The organism is Cupriavidus sp. 05N39 (genome assembly GCF_056397325.1).
The window spans coordinates 1-22,923 of sequence record NZ_JBFTNE010000109.1; the positions used below are offsets into that span (position 1 = coordinate 1).

Annotated in this window: 13 protein-coding genes, 6 tRNA genes and 1 other RNA gene; 13 read left to right on the plus strand and 7 right to left on the minus strand. The window is 65.6% G+C overall.

Annotated elements, in window-relative coordinates; genetic code table 11:
• The 8 genes from AC1DN0_RS33955 to AC1DN0_RS33990 all read left to right on the plus strand — a co-directional run.
• On the plus strand, positions 1–1,011 hold a 1,011-nt coding region (locus tag AC1DN0_RS33955; RefSeq protein ID WP_477146343.1), incomplete at its 5' end, for a group II intron maturase-specific domain-containing protein.
• A 142-nt stretch (positions 1,012–1,153) separates the two neighbouring features.
• Positions 1,154–2,557, plus strand: coding sequence for a glutamate--tRNA ligase (gene gltX, locus AC1DN0_RS33960; protein ID WP_441627423.1), 1,404 nt, complete (start codon positions 1,154–1,156; stop codon positions 2,555–2,557).
• A 265-nt stretch (positions 2,558–2,822) separates the two neighbouring features.
• Positions 2,823–2,898: transfer RNA gene (locus tag AC1DN0_RS33965), tRNA-Ala, on the plus strand.
• A gap of 107 nt (positions 2,899–3,005) precedes the next feature.
• A tRNA-Glu gene (locus AC1DN0_RS33970) sits at positions 3,006–3,081 on the plus strand.
• A gap of 69 nt (positions 3,082–3,150) precedes the next feature.
• Positions 3,151–3,227 (plus strand) — tRNA-Asp (locus AC1DN0_RS33975).
• A 331-nt stretch (positions 3,228–3,558) separates the two neighbouring features.
• A tRNA-Ala gene (locus AC1DN0_RS33980) sits at positions 3,559–3,634 on the plus strand.
• A 107-nt stretch (positions 3,635–3,741) separates the two neighbouring features.
• Positions 3,742–3,817, plus strand: a tRNA-Glu gene (locus AC1DN0_RS33985).
• A 68-nt stretch (positions 3,818–3,885) separates the two neighbouring features.
• A tRNA-Asp gene (locus AC1DN0_RS33990) sits at positions 3,886–3,962 on the plus strand.
• Between the two features lie 257 nt (positions 3,963–4,219).
• Here AC1DN0_RS33990 and AC1DN0_RS33995 read toward each other — a convergent pair.
• From AC1DN0_RS33995 to trxA, 6 genes are all read right to left on the minus strand, one after another.
• Positions 4,220–5,572 (minus strand): MATE family efflux transporter, encoded by a 1,353-nt coding sequence (locus tag AC1DN0_RS33995; RefSeq protein ID WP_441627421.1) that lies wholly within the window; start codon positions 5,570–5,572, stop codon positions 4,220–4,222.
• A gap of 61 nt (positions 5,573–5,633) precedes the next feature.
• Complete coding sequence (locus AC1DN0_RS34000) at positions 5,634–7,421, minus strand: ArnT family glycosyltransferase (protein ID WP_441627419.1); 1,788 nt, start codon at positions 7,419–7,421, stop codon at positions 5,634–5,636.
• 253 nt (positions 7,422–7,674) lie between these two features.
• Positions 7,675–7,938: a type B 50S ribosomal protein L31 gene (locus AC1DN0_RS34005; protein ID WP_017225511.1), complete on the minus strand. Its 264-nt coding sequence runs from the start codon at positions 7,936–7,938 to the stop codon at positions 7,675–7,677.
• Between the two features lie 183 nt (positions 7,939–8,121).
• Positions 8,122–8,973 (minus strand): M90 family metallopeptidase, encoded by an 852-nt coding sequence (locus AC1DN0_RS34010; RefSeq protein WP_441627416.1) that lies wholly within the window; start codon positions 8,971–8,973, stop codon positions 8,122–8,124.
• Positions 8,974–9,156: 183 nt separating this feature from the next.
• On the minus strand, positions 9,157–10,419 hold the full coding sequence (gene rho / locus AC1DN0_RS34015; RefSeq protein WP_035868076.1) for a transcription termination factor Rho: 1,263 nt from the start codon (positions 10,417–10,419) through the stop codon (positions 9,157–9,159).
• A gap of 190 nt (positions 10,420–10,609) precedes the next feature.
• Positions 10,610–10,936, minus strand: coding sequence for a thioredoxin TrxA (gene trxA, locus AC1DN0_RS34020; protein WP_477146344.1), 327 nt, complete (start codon positions 10,934–10,936; stop codon positions 10,610–10,612).
• A gap of 515 nt (positions 10,937–11,451) precedes the next feature.
• Between trxA and AC1DN0_RS34025 the strand changes: the two genes are divergently transcribed.
• From AC1DN0_RS34025 to AC1DN0_RS34035, 3 genes are all read left to right on the plus strand, one after another.
• Positions 11,452–11,718 carry a hypothetical protein gene (locus AC1DN0_RS34025; protein ID WP_035868090.1) on the plus strand — a complete coding sequence of 89 codons (267 nt, stop codon included), beginning with the start codon at positions 11,452–11,454 and terminating at the stop codon, positions 11,716–11,718.
• Positions 11,719–11,840: 122 nt separating this feature from the next.
• Complete coding sequence (locus AC1DN0_RS34030) at positions 11,841–14,774, plus strand: PD-(D/E)XK nuclease family protein (RefSeq protein WP_477104570.1); 2,934 nt, start codon at positions 11,841–11,843, stop codon at positions 14,772–14,774.
• Positions 14,771–18,397 (plus strand): UvrD-helicase domain-containing protein, encoded by a 3,627-nt coding sequence (locus AC1DN0_RS34035; protein WP_441637116.1) that lies wholly within the window; start codon positions 14,771–14,773, stop codon positions 18,395–18,397. Before AC1DN0_RS34030 ends, AC1DN0_RS34035 begins: the two co-directional genes overlap by 4 nt.
• 251 nt (positions 18,398–18,648) lie before the next feature.
• On the opposite strand, the gene ffs is transcribed toward AC1DN0_RS34035, so the two are convergent.
• An RNA gene (ffs, locus tag AC1DN0_RS34040) (signal recognition particle sRNA small type) lies at positions 18,649–18,747 on the minus strand.
• Positions 18,748–18,929: 182 nt separating this feature from the next.
• On the opposite strand from ffs, the gene AC1DN0_RS34045 reads away from it, so the two are divergent.
• Together AC1DN0_RS34045 and AC1DN0_RS34050 are read left to right on the plus strand one after the other, a co-directional pair.
• Entirely contained in the window at positions 18,930–21,428 is a 2,499-nt protein-coding gene (locus AC1DN0_RS34045; protein WP_441637118.1) for an adenosylcobalamin-dependent ribonucleoside-diphosphate reductase, read from the plus strand.
• Positions 21,429–21,511: 83 nt separating this feature from the next.
• A partial coding sequence (locus tag AC1DN0_RS34050) for a DNA polymerase III subunit gamma/tau (RefSeq protein WP_477146345.1) occupies positions 21,512–22,923 on the plus strand: 1,412 nt, incomplete at its 3' end.

A 22,923-nucleotide genomic window follows, 5' to 3' on the forward strand; every position in this document is an offset into this window, starting at 1 on the left:
GCCGGAACACCACAGGGGGGCATCATTTCCCCGACTCTGGCAAACGTGGCGCTGAACGGGTTGGAACGACAATTGGTGGAGTCCTTGCGGACAAAACTCGGAGTCGCCAACGTACGGAAGCATAAGGTGAACGTCGTGCGGTACGCAGACGACTTCGTGATCACCGGCAGTACGCCGGATGTTTTGGAGCACGAAGTGAAGCCGTGGGTAGAGGCGTTCCTAGCAGTACGGGGGCTGACGCTATCGACGGAGAAAACGCGGATTGTCCACATTGCCAACGGCTTCGACTTCCTTGGGTGGAATTTCCGGAAGTACTCGGGAACGCTGCTCATCAAGCCAAGCAAAAAGAACGTGCAGACGTTCTATCGCAAGGTGAAGGAAGTCATCAGTGCTAACAAAGCGGTAAAGCAGGCGGATCTAATCGCTCTGCTGAATCCGATGCTAAGGGGCTGGGCGCAGTATCACAGTCCAGTGGTTGCGAAGGCAACGTTCACACGCGTGGAGCACGATATTTTTCGGGCTCTATGGCGATGGGCGAAACGGCGACACAGCGGAAAGGACTCTGGCTGGGTGCGGAAGAAGTACTATGCATCGGTCGGGGAACGGCACTGGGTGTTCGGGACCACGGTAACAAAGGCGGGTGGTAGTAGCTACTGGAAGGAGTTGTACTCGCTTTCGAGTACGATCATTCAACGGCACACTAAGATCAAAGGGAGCTACAACCCCTTTGATCCCGAGCAGGAGCAGTATGGCGAAAAGTTGCGACAGGAGCGCATGCAATCAAGCATGTCGCACCGAAAGCAGTGGATCAAGCTGTATCTGTCCCAGCGAGGGCTGTGTGCGGTGTGTCAGTGCAAGATAACCAAAGAGACCGGGTGGGAAGATCACCACTTGGAACCGCGCATTCTCGGCGGGTCCGATGCTCTAGGGAATCGCGTGCTGCTGCACCCGAACTGCCACATCCAAGTTCACCACTACGGTCAAACTGTTGTGAAACCGGTGTTTAATTAACATTTGCAGAAGACATGAGCCGTATGCGGGGAAACTCGCACGTACGGTTCCTCGGGGGGGATGGGTCAGCAATGACCTGTCCCTACCCTCCACACTCCGGCCTGCGCGCATTCGTGCGCGGGCTTTTTTGTTTCATTCCTCTATGACACAACGCGTCCGCACCCGCTTCGCGCCGAGCCCGACCGGCTTCATTCACCTCGGCAATATCCGCTCCGCGCTCTACCCCTGGGCCTTTGCACGCCGCATGAAGGGCGATTTCATCCTGCGCATCGAAGACACGGACGTCGAGCGTTCGTCTCAGGAGTCGGTGGACGTGATCCTGGAGGGCATGGCCTGGCTCGAGCTCGATATCGACGAAGGCCCGTTCTATCAGATGCAGCGCATGGACCGCTATCGCGAGGTGGTCAAGCAGATGCTGGGCAGCGAGCTGGCCTATCCCTGCTACATGAGCACGGAGGAACTGGATGCGCTACGCGACGCGCAGCGCGAGCGCGGCGAGAAGCCGCGCTATAACGGCTTCTGGCGCCCCGAGCCGGGCAAGGTCCTGCCGCAGCCGCCGGCCGGGGTGCAGCCAGTGATCCGCTTCAGGAATCCCATTGGCGGCAGCGTGGTCTGGGACGACGCGGTCAAAGGGCGCATCGAGATATCGAACGACGAGCTCGACGACCTGGTGATCGCCCGCCCGGACGGCACGCCCACCTATAACTTCTGCGTGGTGGTCGATGACCTCGATATGCAGATCACCCACGTGATTCGCGGCGACGATCACGTCAACAACACGCCGCGGCAGATCAACATCATCCGCGCACTCGGCGGTACGCCGCCTGTCTATGCCCACTTGCCGACCGTGCTCAACGAGCAGGGCGAAAAGATGAGCAAACGCCATGGCGCCATGGCCGTGACCGGCTATCGCGACGAAGGCTATCTGCCCGAGGCCGTGCTCAACTACCTGGCCCGCCTGGGCTGGGCGCATGGCGACGCCGAGATCTTCTCGCGCGAGCAGTTCGTAGAGTGGTTTGACCTGGAGCACCTGGGCAAGTCGCCGGCGCAGTACAACCCCGAGAAGCTGGCCTGGCTCAACAACCACTACATCAAGGTGGGCGACAACGCGCGCCTGGCTGGGCTGACCCAACCGTTTATCGAGGCGCTGGGCGGCAAGGTGGAGGGTGCCAGTCTGGAAGGTGTCATCGCGCTGGTGAAGGATCGAGCCAATACCTTGAAAGATGTGGCGCAGGCGGCGATGCTGTTCTATCGCGGCGAGCCGCAAGCTGACCCGGTGCTCAAGGCCGAGCATCTCAACGCCGATATCCTGCCGGCGCTGCAGGCCCTGGCTGCACGGCTGGCGGCCCTGACGGAATGGAAGCGGGAGGACATCAGCGCAGCATTCAAGGCCGTGCTGGCCGAGTTCGGCCTGAAGATGCCGAAGCTGGCCATGCCGGTGCGCCTGCTGGTGGCGGGACAGTTGCAGACCCCCGCCATCGACGCCGTGCTGGAGTTGTTCGGGCGCGACACCGTGCTGCGTCGCATCCAGGCCGGACTCGCCTGAGGAAGTTTGCAAAAAATCCTGGCGGGGGCTTGCGCTTTTGCCAGGACTTGAGCATAATCTCGTTCTCCCTGCAGCGCGGAAAAAACCAAGCGGGCTTAACGGATGGAGGCGATAGGTAGTAATTTCGCAGTAATGCGGATCGCTGAAAAAGTTAAAAAAAGGGTTGTCGAAAAGCAGGGTTGTTTATATAATCTTGCTTTCGCCGAAACGAAGAAACAAACGCGAAACGGCGGCGGCAGGTAGTGAATTAGTAGTGTTGTACCATGGGGCTATAGCTCAGCTGGGAGAGCGCTTGCATGGCATGCAAGAGGTCAGCGGTTCGATCCCGCTTAGCTCCACCAAAATGCCGGAGTTTTGATTTTAGTGAATCAAAACTTTCAGTGCGGTGAAGGTCTGGTAGTTAAGGTCTTCGTCGTGCAAGACGGAACAAGTTGAAAAACAAGTTTCTGTCCCCTTCGTCTAGAGGCCTAGGACATCACCCTTTCACGGTGAGTACAGGGGTTCGAATCCCCTAGGGGACGCCAAATAACGAACGTAACCAAACGTTCGGTTTGTCGTCAGGAGCGTTGGCTCGTGGTGATAAGTAAGAGTATGGAGTGGTAGTTCAGTTGGTTAGAATACCGGCCTGTCACGCCGGGGGTCGCGGGTTCGAGTCCCGTCCACTCCGCCAAAACTAAGCCCGCATGGTTATGCCATGCGGGTTTTTTCTTTTGCCGTCCGGCAATTACCCTGGAGACTCGTTGATAATCTCCGGCTAATCGACGCACGATCGTGCGTGGCTGTGCGCGGCACATTATTCGCGGTCGTGTTTTCTGGGCGGCAGGGCATTATCGCGATAGTGCTCCGCTATAGCCCTGCATGACCCCGCCCTTAATCGATTCGCTGCCCAAAGGGGTTGTCAAAGGGCAAAGTTGTTTATATAATCTCGTCTTCGCTGAAACGAAGAAACAAACGCGAAAACGACGGCGGTGGTAAGCCGCGATGCAGCAACGTAGTATCATGGGGCTATAGCTCAGCTGGGAGAGCGCTTGCATGGCATGCAAGAGGTCAGCGGTTCGATCCCGCTTAGCTCCACCAAATGCCGGAAGTTTCGAGTCTAGTGAATCGAGGCTTCCAGTGTGGCGAGGATCTGGTTGTTAAGGTCTTCGGCACGCAAGACGGAACAAGTTGAAAAACAAGTTCTTGTCCCCTTCGTCTAGAGGCCTAGGACATCACCCTTTCACGGTGAGTACAGGGGTTCGAATCCCCTAGGGGACGCCAGATAACGAACGTAACCAAACGTTCGGTTTGTCATCAGGAGCGTGGCTCGTGGTGATAAGCAAGAGTATGGAGTGGTAGTTCAGCTGGTTAGAATACCGGCCTGTCACGCCGGGGGTCGCGGGTTCGAGTCCCGTCCACTCCGCCAAAACTAAACCCGCATGGTTATGCCATGCGGGTTTTTTCTTTTGCTATCCGGCACTTACCCTGGCGGCTCATTGATAATCTCCGGCAATTCGGCGCCGCTCGCGCAGCGACGGCGCGTGCGTATTACTTGCCTCTGTCTTTCTTGGGTAGTCGGATATTGTTGCGTAGCGCTTGCGGACGGACCGTCGGTATGTCCTGCACATGCCTGCCGGGTCACAGGCAAAATCCATCCGGCACGCGCGTCAGGGGGGGGCAGGCTTAACCGTCGTGGCGACGGCTGACGGTAACGAAGTAGCGCACCAGCAACGAGCCGGCGATGGCCAGGCTGATGCTGTTGGCCATCCAGAACCCAGCGGCGCCATGCGTGAAGGCTGGCAGGGCGTCGATCAGGCCAAAACCAAGCACGTAACCGCCACCCAGGCCGACGCCCCAGAGGGACAGCGCATAGATCAAGGTCGGCACCAGTGCGATCTTGTAGGCGCGCAGGATGAATGCCGTCATGACTTGTACCGCATCGAAGGCCTGGTAGAAGGCAATGAACAGCATCAGCGGCAGGGCGGCGCCGACCACCGCAGGGTCCTTGGCATAGGCATGCAGCAGCGGCTCGCGCAGGATCCACAGCATGCCGCCGACCATGATCGCCAGCGCCGCCGCCAGGCAGATCCCGTGCCGGGCGATGCGGCGCGCCGCCGTCCGGTCGCGCGCGCCAAGGGCTTGCGCCACCAGCGTCGAGGTGGCGATTGCCAGTGACAGCGGCAGCATGTAGGCCACCGCGCCGAGGTTGGCAATGATCTGGTGCCCGGCCAGCACGACGGTGCCCATGCGCGTGATGAAGATCGACATCAGCGTGAACGAGGTTATCTCGATCAGGTAGGTCAGTCCCATTGGCACGCCCAGCCGCAGCAGCGCGCGGATCGGCCGCGCCTGCGGCCATGCCCAGCTGGAAAATATCTGCAAGGGACGGTACGCCGCGTTGCGCCGCAGGATCAGGACGCCGGAGATGCACCAGATCCAGCTGATCAGTGCCGAAGCGAGCGCGCAGCCGGGTCCGCCCATGGCCGCGATGCCGAAGCCGCCACCGATGAACCAGGCATTGAGCGGAATCTTCACCGCCAGCCCGGCAAGCTGCAGCACCGTCACCATGACCGGACGCGACAAGGCATTGTTCAGCGCGGAATAGATGCGAAAGCCCAGCGCGGCCGGCAAGCCGAAGGCCTGGAGATGCAGGTAGCGCGTTGCCTTCTCAACCAGTTCGGGCGGCGCCTGGGCAAAATCCAGCAGYGGACCGGGGAACAAGAGCAGCAACATGCCAGGCACGGCCAGCGCCAGTCCAAGCCAGGCGGCTTGCCTGACCTCGCTGCCGATCTCGGCACTGCGCCCGGCCCCATGGAGTTGGCCGGCAATCGGGGCAAGCGCCTGCAATACGCCCATCAGGCTGATGTAGATCGTGACGTAAATCGATCCGCCCAGCCCCACCGCCGCCAGGTCGATCGCCGAGGCGCGACCCGCCATGATGGTATCGATCACGCCGAAGGCGATCACTGCGAGCTGGCCGACCAGGACCGGCGCGGCCAGCACAGAGATCCGGCGGATATCCTGGAGTGCAGTCATGCGTCGTGCCGTTGCCTGGGAGAGGAGTACCAGCGATCTCGTCGAACCATCTATGTCCGTCTCAGGGTTGGCGGGGCAGCCGGCGCGTAGGCGGGCTGGACTTGGGCGGCGCTACGCGGGACATATCAACCAGGCGATACATGCGGAAGCGCTCATCGCGGTCGGAAGGGCGGCGGCCTTCCCAAATCAGCCGCCATTCGAAATGCGAGATGCTGGTGGGCTCGCCGTAATCGACCGGATCATGGCGCAGCAGGATGTCGCACGCGTCCGCCGGGCCGCCAAAGCGGATATGGCCGAAATACGCGAACGACGCGAGTTGCGCATCGCCCATCCGGATCGGTTGCACGCAGTTATAAGTGGCGGGCAGCGCCATCGAAGCGGCTTGCGCCACGTCGCGATAGGTCTTGCCGTAGTTGATCGATGGCATCCACAGGGTCATCGCCAGCACCCACATCAGCGTGGTGCCGGCGGCCGAGATCACCACGGGGCGCCAGATTTGCTTGGGTGCGCGCGACAGCCGCCAGCGCACGATCAGGATCCAGGCCACGGTTACCAGCAGTGCATACACCACTGCGCGGATAGTGAAGTCTTCCTGGAAGCCCGGCAGCAGGCGGTGGATATTGGCGGCGATGCGCGGCGGCTGGCCCGTCGTCCTGGCGATCCACATGAACCAGACAAAGCCGCCGAAGATGGTGAAAAACAGCAGGGCGAACCAGTCGATTGCATTGATGGCCGCGCGCGTGAGCGTAGGCAGGCCGAATGCAGCCAGTACCGCCATCGGCGGCAGCAGCAGGATGAACTGCACATCGCCCGGCTGGCGCAGCAGGAACAGCATCAGCAGCGGCGGCAGCAGCATGGCAAGCGGCAGCGCCACATGCGGCGCACGGCGCATCCCCGACCAGCTCAGCCAGGCCCAGCCGGCAATCGGCCATACCGGCCAGGTGAACAGCAGCAGGTTGCGTGCGACGAAGTTGAGCGCGGTGGCGTTCGGCGCGCCATAGGTGCGGCGGTCGTAGCGCGACCACTCGCGGATAAAGGTCACGGCGTCGCTGGGGTCGGTGGCGCCGAAGTAGGCGGCGGCCATCCAGGCCGCCACCATTGCAAGTGCCAGCGGCACGCTCACCAGCAACAGGCGCGGCAGGGGCAGAGGCTTGCAAGCCAGGCCGCAGACAATGATCGACGCGAGCAGCACCAGCGGGATGACCGGGCCGCTGGACAGGGTCAGCGCGCCAAGCCCTACGCCCAGCCAGATGCCGCCCTGGACCGGTTTGTCCAGGCTGCGCACCATGCCGTACAGGCTCATGGCGACGAAGCAGACCTGGCCCACCTGCGGCGTGGTCTCGTGCCCGCGCATGGCCAGGCCGACGCAGGCCAGGAAGATCAGCAAGGCACCGTCGGCCAGCGTGCGGCCGTAGTCGCGCGCATTGGGCTGGCCGCCGAAGACATAGGCAAAGGGCTGTACCTCGGCGCGCCGGCCAAGCAGGTAGGTGGCGTACCAGATCAGGGCGCAGGTGCCGAAGTAGAAGAGTGCGGTGGCCACGCGCGACGCGTCCGGCGCGCCGAGCCAGCCGCCAAACAGCCGGATCATGAAGGCGCCGACCCAGAATACCAGGGGGCCGTCTTCCCCATAGGGGCGGCCCACGATATTGGGCATGAGCCAGTCCTGCGCGCCCCCCGTGGCCAGTTGCCACATCACACCGAAACCGGCCGCGTCCTCATTCTTCCACGGGTCGCGGCCAAACAGCCCGGCCAGGCCGTAGATGATGCAGATGGCCAGCAACAGCGCGCGCGGAAGCGTGCCGGTGGCGGCTGCGGTCAGGTGGACACGGGAAGTCTTGGCTGCACTCATTGATCGGTCGGGCTTGGGGCGGCCGGGACGGGCGCTCCCGGTTGGCTACATCCGGCTCATTCGCATGGGACACCGCCGATGCGGGGCGGAATACGCAATGGTATCGGACGAAGTGCGCCTGGCGCTGGCGTGAAAGGCGCCAACCGCGCGAGGGCTGCAAAAGCAAAGAGGCAGCCGATGCTGCCTCTTTGCTTGGGTGCGCGGCGCCGGAGCATCTTGTCCGAAGCCGTGCAGCGAGCGGGCTCGCGGCGAATTACTTCGCGGCGGCCTTGCCCAGCTTGCTGCCGAATTTCTGGCGGAACTTCTCGACGCGGCCGGCCGTGTCCATGATCTTCTGGGTGCCGGTGTAGAACGGGTGCGATTCCGACGAGACTTCGATCTTGGCCAGCGGGTATTCCTTGCCGTCGCGGGTGATCGTGTCGCGCGTCTGGATGGTCGAGCGGGTCACAAAGCTGAAGTCGTTCGACACGTCGAGGAACACGACTTCGCGATAATTCGGGTGAATGCCTTCTTTCATGATGTTTCCTTTCAGGTTGGGTAGCCAGTCCGTTGTTTGCCGCGCTGCTGCCGGGTATTGCGGCGAACGAACCACTTGCCGATAACGGACAATCCGGGATTATCGCAGAAAAACAAAAAACTGGGCAAGATTTGAGTGCGCCAGCAGGAGGACGGGCGAGTACCCCGAAAAATATACCTTTCGTCACATGGAGCCCGGATCCTGGCGGTAGAACGCCGCCAGCGAGTCATAGAGGGCAGGCCAATATCGACGCAGGCCAACCGGCTCGACAAAGAATGTTTCCGATGCCACCGCGAAGAACTCGCTGGGTGCCTCGCAGCCATAGGGGTCGATCACGCGTAGCGCGGGTGGAAGCCGCTCCGGATGATCCCAGGCATGGTCGGATTGCCTGTCGCAGGCCTCAGCGAAGCGGTCGTATTCGGACAGGAAGGTCTCGGCCCACTGCTCACGGTCGATGCCTGGGTGAAGTACGCGTGAGAAGGGTGGCACGCCGTCGGGCTCGCCATCGAGCATGTCGAGCTTGTGGGCGAATTCGTGGATGACCACGTTATAGGTGTCGTCCGGGTGGGCGTGGCGCGCGTTCAGGCCGGCGCCCGGGGTCTTCACRTCGGGCCAGGAAAGGATGACCGGGCCGTGTTCCCAGGCTTCGCCGCTGGCTTCCTCGACCACGCCGTGCACCAGCCCGATATCGTCCTCGACGGTACGTCGGATGACGAACTCTCCAGGGTAAAGCACGATGCCGCGCCAGCCGCGATACCACTCGATACCCAGCCTGAGGATGGGCACGCAGGCCTGCACCGCCACGATCGTCACCATTTCATCGGTAAGAGGCAGGTTGTGCGCGGTGGAGTATTCCTTTTCGGCGATGAAGAGCGTGGCGAGTTCGCGCAAGGCGGCGAGGTCGGCGGCGCCATAGCGCTGCACGAAGGGCAGGCTCGCCACCGTGTGTGCCCACAGCGCATCGGGGATCGCGTAGTGCTCGAGTTTGCGCACGCGCGAGCGCGCACGCAGGAAGTGGCTCAGTCGGCCGAACATGGGACTCCTGCAGGTGTGGCATCGAGGTGGCGCGCGCATGAAGCAGGACGCGGGACCCAAAGCCAGGTCAGGACATCGGCAAGCAATGCATCGTAGTGCAAAAATACAAAAAGGGCGCGCCGAGGCACGCCCTTCCTGTGCGGTACCAGCGCGCGAACCAGCCGTGCGCGGCACAGCGAACGATCAGCCGCCTCTGCGCATCATATCGAAAAACTCGGCGTTGTTCTTGGTCGCCTTCATCTTGTCGAGGATGAATTCCATGGCCTGCACTTCGTCCATATCCGAGATGAACTTGCGCAGCACCCACACCTTCTGCAGGATATCCGGCTTGATCAGCAATTCCTCGCGGCGGGTGCCGGACTTGTTCAGGTTGATCGACGGATAGACGCGTTTTTCCGCCAGGCGGCGTTCCAGGTGCACTTCCATATTGCCGGTGCCCTTGAATTCTTCGTAGATCACGTCGTCCATGCGGCTGCCGGTTTCGATCAGCGCGGTGGCGATGATGGTCAGCGAGCCGCCTTCTTCCAGGTTACGCGCGGCGCCGAAGAAACGCTTGGGGCGTTGCAGCGCGTTGGCGTCCACGCCGCCGGTCAGCACCTTGCCCGAAGCCGGCACCACCGTGTTGTAGGCGCGTGCCAGGCGGGTGATCGAGTCCAGCAGGATCACCACGTCGCGCTTGAGCTCGACCAGGCGCTTGGCCTTTTCGATCACCATTTCGGCAACCTGCACGTGGCGGATGGCGGGCTCGTCGAAGGTCGACGCCACCACTTCGCCGCGCACCGAGCGCAGCATTTCGGTCACTTCTTCCGGCCGTTCGTCGATCAACAGCACGAACAGGTCGGCTTCCGGATGGTTGTTGGCAATCGCATGGGCGATGTGCTGCAGCATCACGGTCTTGCCGGACTTTGGCGATGCCACCAGCAGCGCGCGCTGGCCGCGGCCGATCGGCGCGATCATGTCGATGATGCGGCCGGTGATGTTTTCCTCGGCGCGGATTTCGCGTTCGAGCGTGAGCGGCCGGTTCGGGTGCAGCGGCGTCAGGTTCTCGAACATGATGCGGTTCTTCACCGCTTCAGGCGCCTGGCCGTTGACCTTGTCCACCTTCACCAGCGCGAAATAGCGCTCGCCGTCCTTCGGGGTCCGTACTTCGCCCTCGATCGTATCGCCGGTATGCAGATTGAAGCGGCGGATCTGCGAAGGGCTGATGTAGATGTCGTCCGTGCTTGCCAGGTAGGAGGTCTCGGGCGAGCGCAGGAAGCCGAAGCCGTCCGGCAGGACTTCCAGCGTGCCGTCTCCGAAGATGGTTTCGCCCAGCTTGGCGCGCTTCTTCAGGATCGCAAACATCAGCTCCTGTTTGCGCATCCGTTGTGCATTGTCGATCTCGAGGGTCGCGGCCATTTCGAGAAGCGCAGACACGTGAAGCGATTTGAGTTCTGTCAGGTGCATAGACGAGGGGTACAGAGGCGCCCGGACGGGCTGGACCTAAAGGAAGGGGGAAGAAATGAGCGAACGCTCGGGGAAGTTGTTGGTGCCATCTTAGCACAATCCGGACGGTGCGCCAGGACTGGCGCACGGACGTCGGATTGTGGCTACAACCGGGGCGGCGCCTGGCGGCACCTCGCCCCGGGCTAGCGACTTACAGATTGCCGTCGAGGAAAGCGGTCAGTTGCGACTTGGACAGCGCGCCGACCTTCTGCGCGGCAACCGCGCCATTCTTGAACAGGATCAGCGTGGGAATACCGCGGATGCCGAACTTGGCCGGCACTTGCTGGTTTTCATCGACGTTGATCTTGGCGATCTGCASCTTGTCGCCGWARTCSYKKGCCACTTCGTCCAGGATCGGGGCGATCATCTTGCACGGGCCGCACCATTCGGCCCAGAAGTCGAGCAGGACGGGCTTGTCGGACTGGAGCACGTCGGCGTCGAAGGAGGCGTCGCTCACATACTTGATTTGTTCACTCATGGCGGAAAACCTCTGGTTTCGCTCTGTTTGATTTGAAGGCGGGATTTGCCGAACCGCTACATTACACGAGTTTGCGCATACCCGTAGGCAGGCGCATCACCCGGTGCGTGCGGGCCCGAGCGACGGGCACGCCACGGAAAGGCGAGTTTTGCTCATATGTTACCAGTTGACGGGAATTCAATACCTTCCCGGTCAAGGTCACGGTGCGTTGCCGAACACGGCGGGGAAAGACATTTTTGTGCGGCGAAGCATGGGGGCATTCTGCCCCGGAAGGCTGGCCCTGTTGAGTGATTCTATTAATCGGGGCGAGAGCTTTTCTCAATCGGGGGCTGCGGCAAAGGCCGATGCGGCGCGGCCGGCGTATGATTTATCGGACACTTCGCTTTGGTGCCGCATGGCCCGAGCGCTCCCTTGCGTGTTCGCGAATGTGCGGCGCGCCGGGGCGCGTAGAATATAAACATGCGCCAGGCCTTGCGCCCGGCGCCTTCCCGCGCAACAGACAAGGCAAATCGACCATGACGCCCGACACCCCTTCCAAGCCCGATCCGCAACAGCCGCCCGAAGTGGGACACCTGAGCGACGCGCTGGATCACATCAATAGCGCGGTCGAACAGAACAGCATTGCCGGCGGCGCGGCCAAGGGTCTTCTGTACAGCATCATCGAGACATTGGGCGCGCTGGTCGGTGACCCCGACCTTCCCGAGCATGCACGCTCCGGCTACCAGGGCTTGCTCGAGACCGCGCGCGAGATCCGCGCCCGTCTGGAGGGCGGCAGCCACTGAAGACCCTCGGGGTTTTCCCGTATTTTCACGTTGCCCGAGCGCGCTGCCCGGCTCGCCGGCCAGGCAGTGCGTGCCTGCGCGCCGCGCGCCATGACTTCCGATCCGGCCGCCACACTCGCTTCATGACTTCGCTGCAATTCCGTCCCGGCCCCGACTTCCTGCCGCAGGCTGCCGCTTCGGCCTGGTATTTTCTCGACCATTGCGGGGAGCAGCAAGCCGCTGCGCACGTGGTAGTGCCTACCGCGGCGCAGATTCCCGGCGTGCGGCAGGCGCTGGATGCCGCGGCGCGCGCTGCCGGCGCGCCGCGCCTGCTGCCGCGCGTGCTCACGCTTGGCCACTGGTTGCTCGATCTGCCGCCCGACCCGGTGCCGGTGCGCAGCCATGCGGCCCGGCTGCTGGCGGTGCAGCAGGCCATCCGCGCGCAGGACTGGTTACGGCGTGCCTTCGGCGCGCAGACCGAGGCAGCGGCGTGGGGGCTGGCGCAGACGCTGCTGACCATCAGCGACGAACTGAGCGCGCGCTGGCTTGACGATGACGCCATCCGCGATGAAGACATCGACGGCGACGACCGCGCCGCGCTGCTGCAAGGCGCGCTGGAACGAACCTACGCGCATTTGTCGTCGCGCTTCCTTGGCGAGGAGGCGCGCATCGTGATGGCCTTCTGGCAAGCCTTGTCGGGCCCGGACGATCCGCTGCCGGCGCGCCGCCGCGTTCTGCACCGGCTGGCCCAGCACGTGGCGGGGCCGGTGATCTGGCTGGGGCCGACTCCGCCCGCGCCGATCGAGGACGCCTTCCTGAAGCAGGCCGCCGAGCTCGTGCCGGTGATCCGCATCGGCTATGACTGGTCGGCGCAGTCAACGCCGTCGGAGAGCCACGCGCTCGATGCTGGCGGGGATGATGAAGACGCCGCGGCAGGGGCATTCGACTGGTATGACACCCTGCTTGCCCTGTGGCCGGAGGCCAGGTTGCCGGGGGCGCAGGAAGCGGCGCCGCGCCGCGCGCCGCGCGGCCTGCCGGCCGGGCGCCCACGCGTGCGCGTGATCGGCAGCGCGCGCTTCGAGGACGAAGCCGGCGCCGCCGCCGACCAGCTTGTGCAGTGGCTCAATGAAGGCCGGCGCCACGTAGCCCTGGTTGCGCACGATCGTGTGGTGGCGCGGCGCGCGCGCGCCTTGCTGGCGCGCGCCGGCGCGCCGGTGCGCGACGAAACGGGCTGGAAACTCTCAACCACGCGCGCCGCCGCCGCGCTGATGCGCTGGTTCGATCTGCTCAACCAGGACGGCGATACCTCGGCCCTGCTCGACCTGCTCAAGAGCCCGTTTTGCCTGCCGCATTTCCCCTTGCGCGGCGCGGCCATCGCCGCGCTGGAGCGGCAGATTCGCCGCGACGGCATCAGTGGCGGCTGGCGCCGCCTGCAGCAGCGCTTCAGGCCGGACGCCGCGGACGAATCACGCGCGAGCGCGGATGAAGCCAGCACCGGCGATGTCGCGGAGCAGGACGCCCGCCGCGCGGCGCGGCAGGCCGCGTGCGAGCTGGTGCAGTGCCTTGCGGCCGAAGCCGCAGCCTGGCCGCGCGGCAAGGCGCAGAAACCGGTGTCGACCTGGCTGGAGCGGCTCGATGCCACGCTCGACGTGATCGGCATGCGCAATGCGCTGGCCGCCGACGATGCGGGCAGCCAGCTGCTCGACGCGCTGGCGCGCCTTGCCGACTTGCCTCAGGACGAGACAGGCGCGCTCGCCACGCTCGATCTCGGCGAGTTCCGCTCCATGCTGTCGGCCTTGCTCGAATCGGTCGCTTACAAGGAGCCCTCGGCCAGCGGCGCCGCGCGCATCACCATCCTGCCGCTCAACGGCGCGCGCATGCGGCGCTTCGATGGCGTGGTGGTGGTGGGGTGCGACGATACGCAGCTACCCTCCAGCGCGGCGGAACTGATGTTCTTCTCCAACCAGATGCGGCGCGAACTGGCGCTGGAAGATCGCGAGGTGCGCTTTGCACAGCAGGCGCGCGATCTTGCCGAGGTCCTGCTGAATAACGATGACGTCGTGCTGACCTGGCAACGCCTTGGCGCGCGCGGCGAGCCCAAGCACGTGTCGGGCTGGATCGAGCGCCTCAGCGCGCTGTGCTCGCGGGCGGGCGCGCCCATCGAGGCGAGTGCCTTGCCCGCGCAGCACGAGACCCTCGCCGAGGTGGGCGGAATGCCCGCACCAGCGGCTTCGGAACTGGTGCCTGCGCGCTGGAGCGCGCAGGCGTACAACATGCTGCGGCGCTGTCCCTACCAGTTCTTCGCGGGCCGCATGCTCGGGCTGGCCGGGCTGGAGGTCGTCAGCGACGATCTGGAAAAGCGCGATATCGGCGAGCTGTTGCACCGCGTGCTGTTGCGCTACCACCGCGAGGCATCGCAGGACGGCTTGCGCCACCAGGACGCCCGGCTGGCGCGGCTGCGCGAGATTTCCGACCACGAGTTCGGCGCGCTGATGAAGGAAGACGGCAACGCCATCGGCTATTACCGCCGCTGGTGTGAAGTGCTGCCTTCCTACGTGGCATGGCAGGCTGAACGCGAGGCGCAAGGCTGGTTCTGGGACGATGGCGAGCTGGACGCCACCGTCGACCTGCCCATGCCCGATGGCCAGCCGCTGCGCGTCAATGGCCGCATCGACCGGCTCGACCGCGCCCGCGATGGCAGCCGCGCGGTGCTCGATTACAAGACGCAGAGCGTGCTGCGTCTCAAGCGCAAGGTAGGGGACGTGGAAGAGGATTGCCAGTTGCCATTCTATGGATTGCTGCGCGCCGACGTTGCCGGTGGCAGCTGGGTGGCGCTTGAGGGCGTGAAGGATGGCCCGCCCGCGTCCCAGCGCGAGGTTGGCTTGCCTGACTTCGACGCCGCGGTGGCCTGGCTGGAGCAACAGTTGCGCACCGACGTGATGCGCTTGCGCCGGGACGCGCCGCTGCCGGCTTTCGGCGATGCCAGCGCATGCACCTATTGCACGGCCCGCGGCCTGTGCCGCAAGGGTTTCTGGGAAAGCACGGCGTTGCCGCCACAGGTGGGAGGGCGCGCATGAGCATCCATGCCTATTTGCGCGATGGCGAGCCGATTGCGGAGGCTGAGTTCACTCGCGCGGCCTGCGACCCCGCCCGCTCGGTGGTGGTCGAGGCCTGCGCGGGCAGCGGCAAGACCTGGCTGCTGGTGGCGCGCCTGTTGCGCCTGTTGCTGGCTGGCGCGGCGCCGCACGAGATCCTCGCCATCACCTTCACGCGCAAGGCCGCCGAGGAAATGCGCGAGCGCCTGCTGGAAGTGCTCGCGCAACTTGCGCGTGACGATGACGAGGCGGTGATCGCCGCGCTGACGCAGCGCGGGCTTTCCCCCGATGCGGCACGCGTGGCACTGCCGCGCGCCCGCGGCCTGCACGCGCAGGTGCTCGCCGCGCCCGGCCGCATGGCCATCGATACGTTCCACGGCTGGTTCGGCACCCTGCTGCGCGGGGCGCCGCTGGCGTCGGGCATCGTGCCGGGCGCCACGCTGCGCGAAGACGCGCTGCGCATGAAGCGCGAAGCGTGGGCGCCGTTCTGGCAGGCGCTGGCAACACCGCCGTACGCCGACCTGCGCGCGGCGTTCGAGCGGCTGGTCGACGCCATTGGCGAGTTCCAGGCGCGCGCGCTGCTTGATGCCATGTTCCACGCGCGCAGCGAGTGGCTGGCGTTCCGCGAAAGTGCCGATCCTGCGCAGGCGCTCGCCGCCGACCTTGGCGAGGATGCGCAGGTCGACGTGCTGCTCGAAGTACTGGCCGACGACAGCTGGCTCGACGCTTGCCAGGGCCTTGCTTCGCAGTTGGGCAGGGGCGGCAAGACCGAGCAGGCGCATGCCACGCGCCTGGCTGACGCGATCATGGCGATCCGCGCCTGGCGCGAGGCGGGTGCCGCAGGAGGCGAGCCCGCCGAGCGCGCTTTCGCGGTACTGCGCGATGCGTTCTTCACTGCCGCGGGCAAGCCGCGCTCGCTGCGTGCCACCGCGGCGCTGACCAAGGCGCTGGGCGGCGAGGCGATGGTCGACGCGTTCCTGGCCGAGCACGGCGAGATGTGCGCCGCGCTGGAGCAGGTGGCGCAGCGCCGTTGCGAGGCTGCGGTGCTGGCGGTCAACCTTGCGCTCTACCACTTGGGCGATGCGCTGCTGACACGCTACCAGCACCACAAGTCCGAGCAGCGCGCGATGGACTTCGCCGACCTGGAGTGGCTGGCCGCGCGGCTGATGGGCGATGAAGAGACCGCCACCTACCTGCAGGTCCGGCTCGATGCACGCTACCGCCACCTGCTGCTCGACGAGTTCCAGGACACCAACCCGCTGCAATGGCGAATCCTGCAGGGCTGGCTGGCCGGCTACGCGGGGCTGGGCGAGCGGCCTACGGTGTTTCTGGTGGGCGACCCCAAGCAATCGATCTATCGCTTCCGCCGCGCCGATGCGCGTCTGTTCCAGACCGCCAGCGAGATGCTGCAGTCCGGTTTCGGCGCCACCGTGCTGCGCACCAACCGGACCCGCCGCAATCGCCCCGAGGTGCTGGACTGGGTCAACGCCGTGTTCGATGCCGCGCGTGCCGACGGCCGCTATCCGCTGTTCGAGACGCAGACTACCGCGCTCGGCGAGCCGGGCGGGCCGGTGTGGCTGCTGCCACTGGTCGAGCCCGAGGAAGAGGCGGGGGGCAACCCCGCTACGCCGGAGGGCGAAGCCACCGATGAAGCCGGCGAGGCCGTCCCGAAAGCCGCAACGCACCGCGATACGCTCACCCAGCCGCGACAGCATGAGGGCGATTCGCTGCGGCTCGAAGAGGGCAGGCGCGTGGCCGCCTGGCTGCGGCATATCCGCGCCACCGTGCCGGTCGCCGATAGCGATGGCCCGCGGCCCGCGCGCTGGAGCGACATGCACTTGCTGGTGCGCCGCAAGACCCATCTGGCGGAATACGAACGCGCCTTCCGCGAGGCCGGCATCCCGTGCCTGAGCCCGCGCCGGGGCGGCTTGCTGGCCACGCTCGAAGCGCTCGACCTGTCGGCGCTGCTGGCCTTCCTGATGACGCCGGAATCCGATCTGGACCTGGCCCATGTGCTGAAAAGCCCGCTGGTGGGCGCCACTGACGAAGACCTGATTGCTATCGCGCAGATGACTCAGGCGCGCGAGCCGCGGCCGGGATGGTGGGCCTGCCTGATGGAGCAAGGGCTGCCCGAGTACAGCAGCCCCGCGCTGCGCGACGGCATCGCGCGGCTGCGCCACTGGCAGGAAGTGGCGCCGCATCGCCCGGTGCATGACCTGATCGACCATATCTACCACGGCGGCGAAGTACGCCGCCGCTATGCCGAAGCCGCGCCTGCCGAGATCCGCGACCAGGTGCTGGCGAACCTCGATGCCTTCCTGAAGCTTTCGCTCGATCTTGACGGCGGCCGCTACCCGAGCTTGCCGAAGTTCATCGACGAACTGCAGGAAATCCGCCGCGGCGAAGAAGGCGAAAGCCCGGACGAAGGCGGCATGGCCGACAACGCCGAGGATGCCGAGGGCGAAGCCGATGCCGACGCCGCCGACAACGCACAGGACGCGGTCCACATTCTCACCGTGCATGCGGCCAAGGGCCTGGAGGCCCCGTTCGTCGTGTTGCTGGACGCAAACCACAGCGATGCCGCCGCTGACCGGGGCGGCATCCTGATCGACTGGCCGCCGTCGTCGCCCGTGCCGGTGCATTTCTCGGCGTATGGCAAGCGCAGCACGCGCGGGCTGGCACGCGCGCCCTTGTTCGAGGCCGAGGCCGCGTTGGCCGAGCGCGAGAACTGGAACCTGCTCTATGTGGCGATGACGCGCGCGCGCCAGGGCTTGCTGGTGAGCGGCGTGAAGGGACGCGCGTCGCGCAGCGCCGACAGCGGCGAAGGCAATCGCGAGATCGCGGGAAGCTGGTATGCGCGATTGTTGTCAGCCAGGGTCGGCGAGGAAGTCGATCCCTTTCCGCCGGCCAGCGCGCAGGACGTGGCGGGCGCCGCGTCAGGCAACGACGCGCGCGTGCGCTATACGGATTTTCGCCAGCGTTACCGCGAGGCGGCCGAGACGCTGGCGCCGGTGCTGGAGTGGGAAGACGAGGCGGCGGAGCAAGGTGCGAGCCCGAGCGAGGATGGCCATGCCATCGTGTTCGATGCCGACGCGGCTCGCCATGGCGAATTGCTGCACGCGCTGCTGGAACGTGTGACGCGTTACCCCGAGGCGTTCGAGGGGCTGCCCGAACCCGAGGTGGTCATGCGCTGGTTCCCGCTGGCCGGGGCCGGCACCGCGCAGGCGCGCGTGCTGTGGCGGGACCAGGCGCATGCCGCCGTCGAGGCAGCGCGCCTGATGCTGGAGGCCCCGGCCTTGCGGGCGCTGCTGTTCCCGCAAGCGGCCATCAGCGCGCGCAACGAGGTTGAACTCTACGATGCGCGCGGCCGCCTGCTGCGGATCGACCGTCTGGTGGAGTTCGCCGACCGGGTGGTGATCATCGATTACAAGTTGCGCCTGCTGCCGCAGGAGCACGCCGCCTACGCGCAGCAGCTTGCGCGTTATGTGGCGGCGGTCAGGCCGATGTTCCCTGGGCGGGCGGTCGAGGCTGGCGTGGCCACGGCTGACGGGGAGTGGATTGCGGCGCAGGCGCTGCAGACGGAACGCCAGGGTTCTCTGTTCTAGGTATGTCCTGGATCATGGCAAGGGCGGGGGAGGCGCGGCAGAATAGCTAACGTCGGCGGCGCGGGCACGGGGGATGAAACTGGCTCCCAAGCCGCGGACTCGACGCGGCCGGACTGCCGTGCGGGAATATTCTGCTGAAGGCGGATTGTAACCAGCGGACGATCGGCGCCTGGCGCAAGTGCTTGATGCACATGCGGCAAGAAAGCGCGATGATGCGGGGGGATGCTGCGGATACGACTGGGGAATGTTAGGGGGACGAGCCCGACCCTCGGCACTGGCGGAAAACGGCTGTGGCTGCTTCGTTCCCGACCTGACCAGGTTGACCGCGCCGCCATGCGAGGAGGCCCGTCCGGTCGGCATTGTAACCCAGAGCGGACGGATCGGGCAGATTTCCCGCGAAATTGATTGAGTAAAGCGCATGGCCCAGGCAACGCCAGGGCGTGCAAGGACGAAAACGCGCTAGCCGCCAGCGTCGGGACGCAACGCGGCCCGGCTGGCGGATATGGCAACCGTGACACCAGCGAGACCTGCGATGAATGCCAACGAACAGATGCTCCGTACCACGCTGCCGCCCCAGGACATCTCCACCGAAGTCTTGCTGGAGAAGTACGCCAAGGGCGCGGAAGCCACCGCCGCCGACGTGCGCCTGCGCGTGGCGCGCGCGCTGGCCGAGGCCGAACCAGAGTCGCAGCGCGAGCACTGGGCCGAGCGTTTCCTGTGGGCGCAGGAGCAGGGCTTCGTGCCTGCCGGGCGCATCAACTCCGCGGCAGGCACTCGCATCGAGGCCACGCTGATCAACTGCTTCGTGCAGCCCGTAGGCGATTCGGTATCGGAGCCGGGCGGCGGCAAGCCCAGCATCTACACTGCGGTGGCGCAGGCGGCGGAGACCATGCGCCGCGGCGGCGGGGTGGGTTACGATTTCTCCGCGATACGCCCGGCCGGGGCGCTGGTGCGGGGCACGCACTCGCGCGCCTCGGGGCCGGTGTCCTTCATGAAGGTGTTCGACGCATCCTGCGCCACGGTGGAGTCGGCCGGATCGCGCCGCGGCGCGCAGATGGGCGTGCTGCGCTGCGACCACCCGGACATCGAGGCCTTTATCCACGCCAAGGACCGCGGCGACCTGACCAACTTCAATATCTCGATCGGCGTGAGCGACGAATTCATGCGGGCGGTCGAGGCTGGCGGCGAGGTCGAGCTGGTGCATGAGGCCGAGCCCGCTGCCCAGGCCATTGCCGGCGGCGCCTACCGGCGCGACGACGGCCAGTGGGTTTACCGCCGCGTGCCGGCGCGGCAGCTGTGGGACCAGGTGATGCAGGCCACCTACGATCACGCTGAGCCCGGCATCCTGTTCCTGTCCCATATCAACGACGACAACAATCTCTATTACTGCGAGCGCATCGAGGCGACCAATCCCTGTGCGGAGCAGCCACTGCCGTCTTATGGCTGCTGCGACCTGGGCTCGATCGACCTGACCCGCTTCGTGCGCCAGCCCTTCGGCGCGGACAGCCGCTTTGATTTCGAAGGATTCGCCGAAGTGGTGCGGCTGGCGGTACGCATGCTCGACAACGTGCTAGACGTTACCTATTGGCCGCTGCCGGAGCAGCAGGCCGAGGCCCATGCCAAGCGGCGCATCGGGCTGGGTTTCCTCGGGCTGGGCAGCGCGCTGGTGATGCTGGGCATCCGCTACGACAGCGAGCCGGGGCGAGAGCTGGCCGCGCATATTGCGCAGGCCATGCGCGATACCGCCTACCTGGCATCGGCCGGACTGGCGCGCGAGAAGGGCGCCTTCCCGCTGTTCAAGGCCAAGGAATACCTGGCCAGCGGTTTTGCGCAGCGCTTGCCGCAAGCCGTGCGCAAGGCGATCGGCCGCGATGGCATCCGCAATTCGCACCTGCTGTCGATCGCCCCGACCGGCACCATCACGCTGGCGTTTGCCGATAACGCATCGAACGGCATCGAGCCGGCCTTCTCCTGGACCTATAACCGCAAGAAGCGCATGGCGGACGACAGCTACAAGGTAGTCGAGGTAGCCGACCATGCCTGGCGCCTTTATCGTCACCTGGGTGGGGATATGGCGCAACTGCCGGACAGTTTCGTCACGGCGCTGCAGATGTCGGCGCTCGATCATATGAAGATGCTGGAGGCGGTGCAGCCCTTTATCGATACCAGCATCAGCAAGACCGTCAACGTGCCTGAGGACTATCCCTATGAGGCCTTCCGCAACCTCTACCTGGAAGCCTGGCGGGCCGGGCTGAAGGGACTTGCCACCTACCGCCCCAACAGCGTGCTGGGGGCGGTGCTGTCGGTGACGCCGCCGCCGGCCGTCCCCGCCGCGGTGGCAACAACCGACGACCCCCTGCGAAAGCCGTTCGAGAGCCGTCCGGTGGGCGATCTCGAAGGGGTGACCTCCAAGGTCGAGTACATGACCTATGAGGGCCACAAGACGGTCTACCTGACCGTGAACTTCATGCGCGTGGCGGGGCTGCTCGACGGCAAGCCGGTGGCGGTGGAGCGTCCGGTGGAATTTTTCATGCCGGCCGGGCAGCGCAACGACGGCCAGCAGTGGATCACCTCCACCATGCGGCTGCTGTCGATGGTGGCGCGTTCGGGCGGATCGATCGCCAAGGCGCTGGCGGACATGCGCAATGTGGTGTGGGACAAGGGCACGGTGCGTTACGGCGTGCTCAACCGCCAGGACGGCACCGAGGTGCCGCGYTTCCATGATTCCGAGGTAGCGGCGATCGGCTATGCCCTGCAACGCATCCTGATCAAGCGGGGCTTTCTCGACGCCGACGGTGCCCAGGTGCCGGTGGCGGCGCTTGCCGCCCGCCTGGCCGGGATGGAAGGGCCGGACAGTGGCAGTGCCGGCGGCAGGGTCCCGGCCGGGGCGGTCAGTGCTGGCGGCGCGCCGGCAACAGGGTTGGGGCTGGGTTCGGGCAAGCCTTGTCCGGAATGCGGCGCCCATGCCTTGCACAAGGTCGATGGCTGCGCCAAGTGCGCCAACTGCGGCTATGTCGGCGAATGCGGCTAGCGGCGCGGGGGCCGGCGGTTTGGATCGCGCCGGTCCCGTGAATCCTGCCTGAAGGACGGCCGCCTTTTGCTACAATCGCCGCCATGAGTTATCAAGTGCTAGCGCGCAAATGGCGCCCCCGGGATTTCACCACGCTGGTCGGCCAGGAGCACGTGGTCCGCGCGCTCACGCACGCGCTGGAGCAACAGCGGCTGCACCATGCCTACCTGTTCACCGGCACGCGGGGCGTCGGCAAGACCACGCTGTCCCGGATCCTGGCCAAGGCGCTGAACTGCGTCGGGCCGGATGGTAACGGCGATATCACCGCGCAGCCTTGCGGGGTGTGCAAGGCCTGCACCGAGATCGACAGCGGGCGCTTCGTCGACTACATCGAGATGGACGCCGCCTCCAACCGCGGCGTCGACGAGATGGCCTCCCTGCTCGACAAGGCGGTGTACGCCCCGACGGCGGGGCGCTTCAAGGTCTACATGATCGACGAAGTGCACATGCTGACCAACCACGCCTTCAACGCCATGCTGAAGACGCTGGAAGAGCCGCCCGCGCACGTCAAATTCATCCTGGCCACCACCGACCCGCAGAAGATCCCGGTGACGGTGCTGTCGCGCTGCCTGCAGTTCAACCTCAAGCAGATGCCGCCCGGCCATATCGTCAGCCACCTCGACCACGTGCTGGGCGAGGAGGGCATCGTGCGCGAAGCCAATGCGCTGCGCCTGCTGGCCCAGGCCGCCCATGGCTCGATGCGCGACGCGCTGTCGCTGACCGACCAGGCCATCGCCTACAGTGCCGGCCAGGTGTCCGAGGCCGCCGTGCGCGGCATGCTGGGCGCCATCGACCAGAGCTACCTGGTGCAATTGCTGGATGCGCTGGCAGCCGAGGATGGCGCCGCCATGCTGGGCGTGGCCGACGGCATGGCCGATCGCAGCCTGTCGTTTGCCGGGGCCTTGCAGGATCTCGCTTCGCTGCTGCACAAGATCGCGCTGGCCCAGGCGGTGCCCGCCTCGGTTCAGGAAGAATGGCCGGAAGCGGCGGAAGTGCGCCGCTTTGCCGCTGCGTTCGATGCGCAGGAAGTGCAGTTGTTCTATCAGATCGCCAATCTTGGCCGTAGCGAACTGGCGCTGGCGCCGGACGAGTACGCTGGTTTCACCATGACGCTGCTGCGCATGCTGGCCTTTCGCCCGTCGGCGAGTCCCGCGCCCGTGGCGGGTGGACAGGGTGGCGGCCAGTTGGCGCCGCGCGCGCGCGGCGCTGCCGCGCCGGCGGGCCGGGTTGCCGCGGATGCCGCTGCCGCTGTCGTTCCGGCCGCTCCCGCCCTGCGTCCGGCTGCGCCGGTGCGGCCCGATCCCGAGCCAGTCCAGGCACAACAAGCTGCGTCCAGGCCCGTAGCGCCCGCGCCGGCCCCGGTAGCCACTGCGCCAATGGCCGCGCCCRCTGCCGCAGGCGGCGCACCGATGTCGCCCGCCCGCGCCGCGCTGGCCGCGGCGCGCCAGGCCTCCGC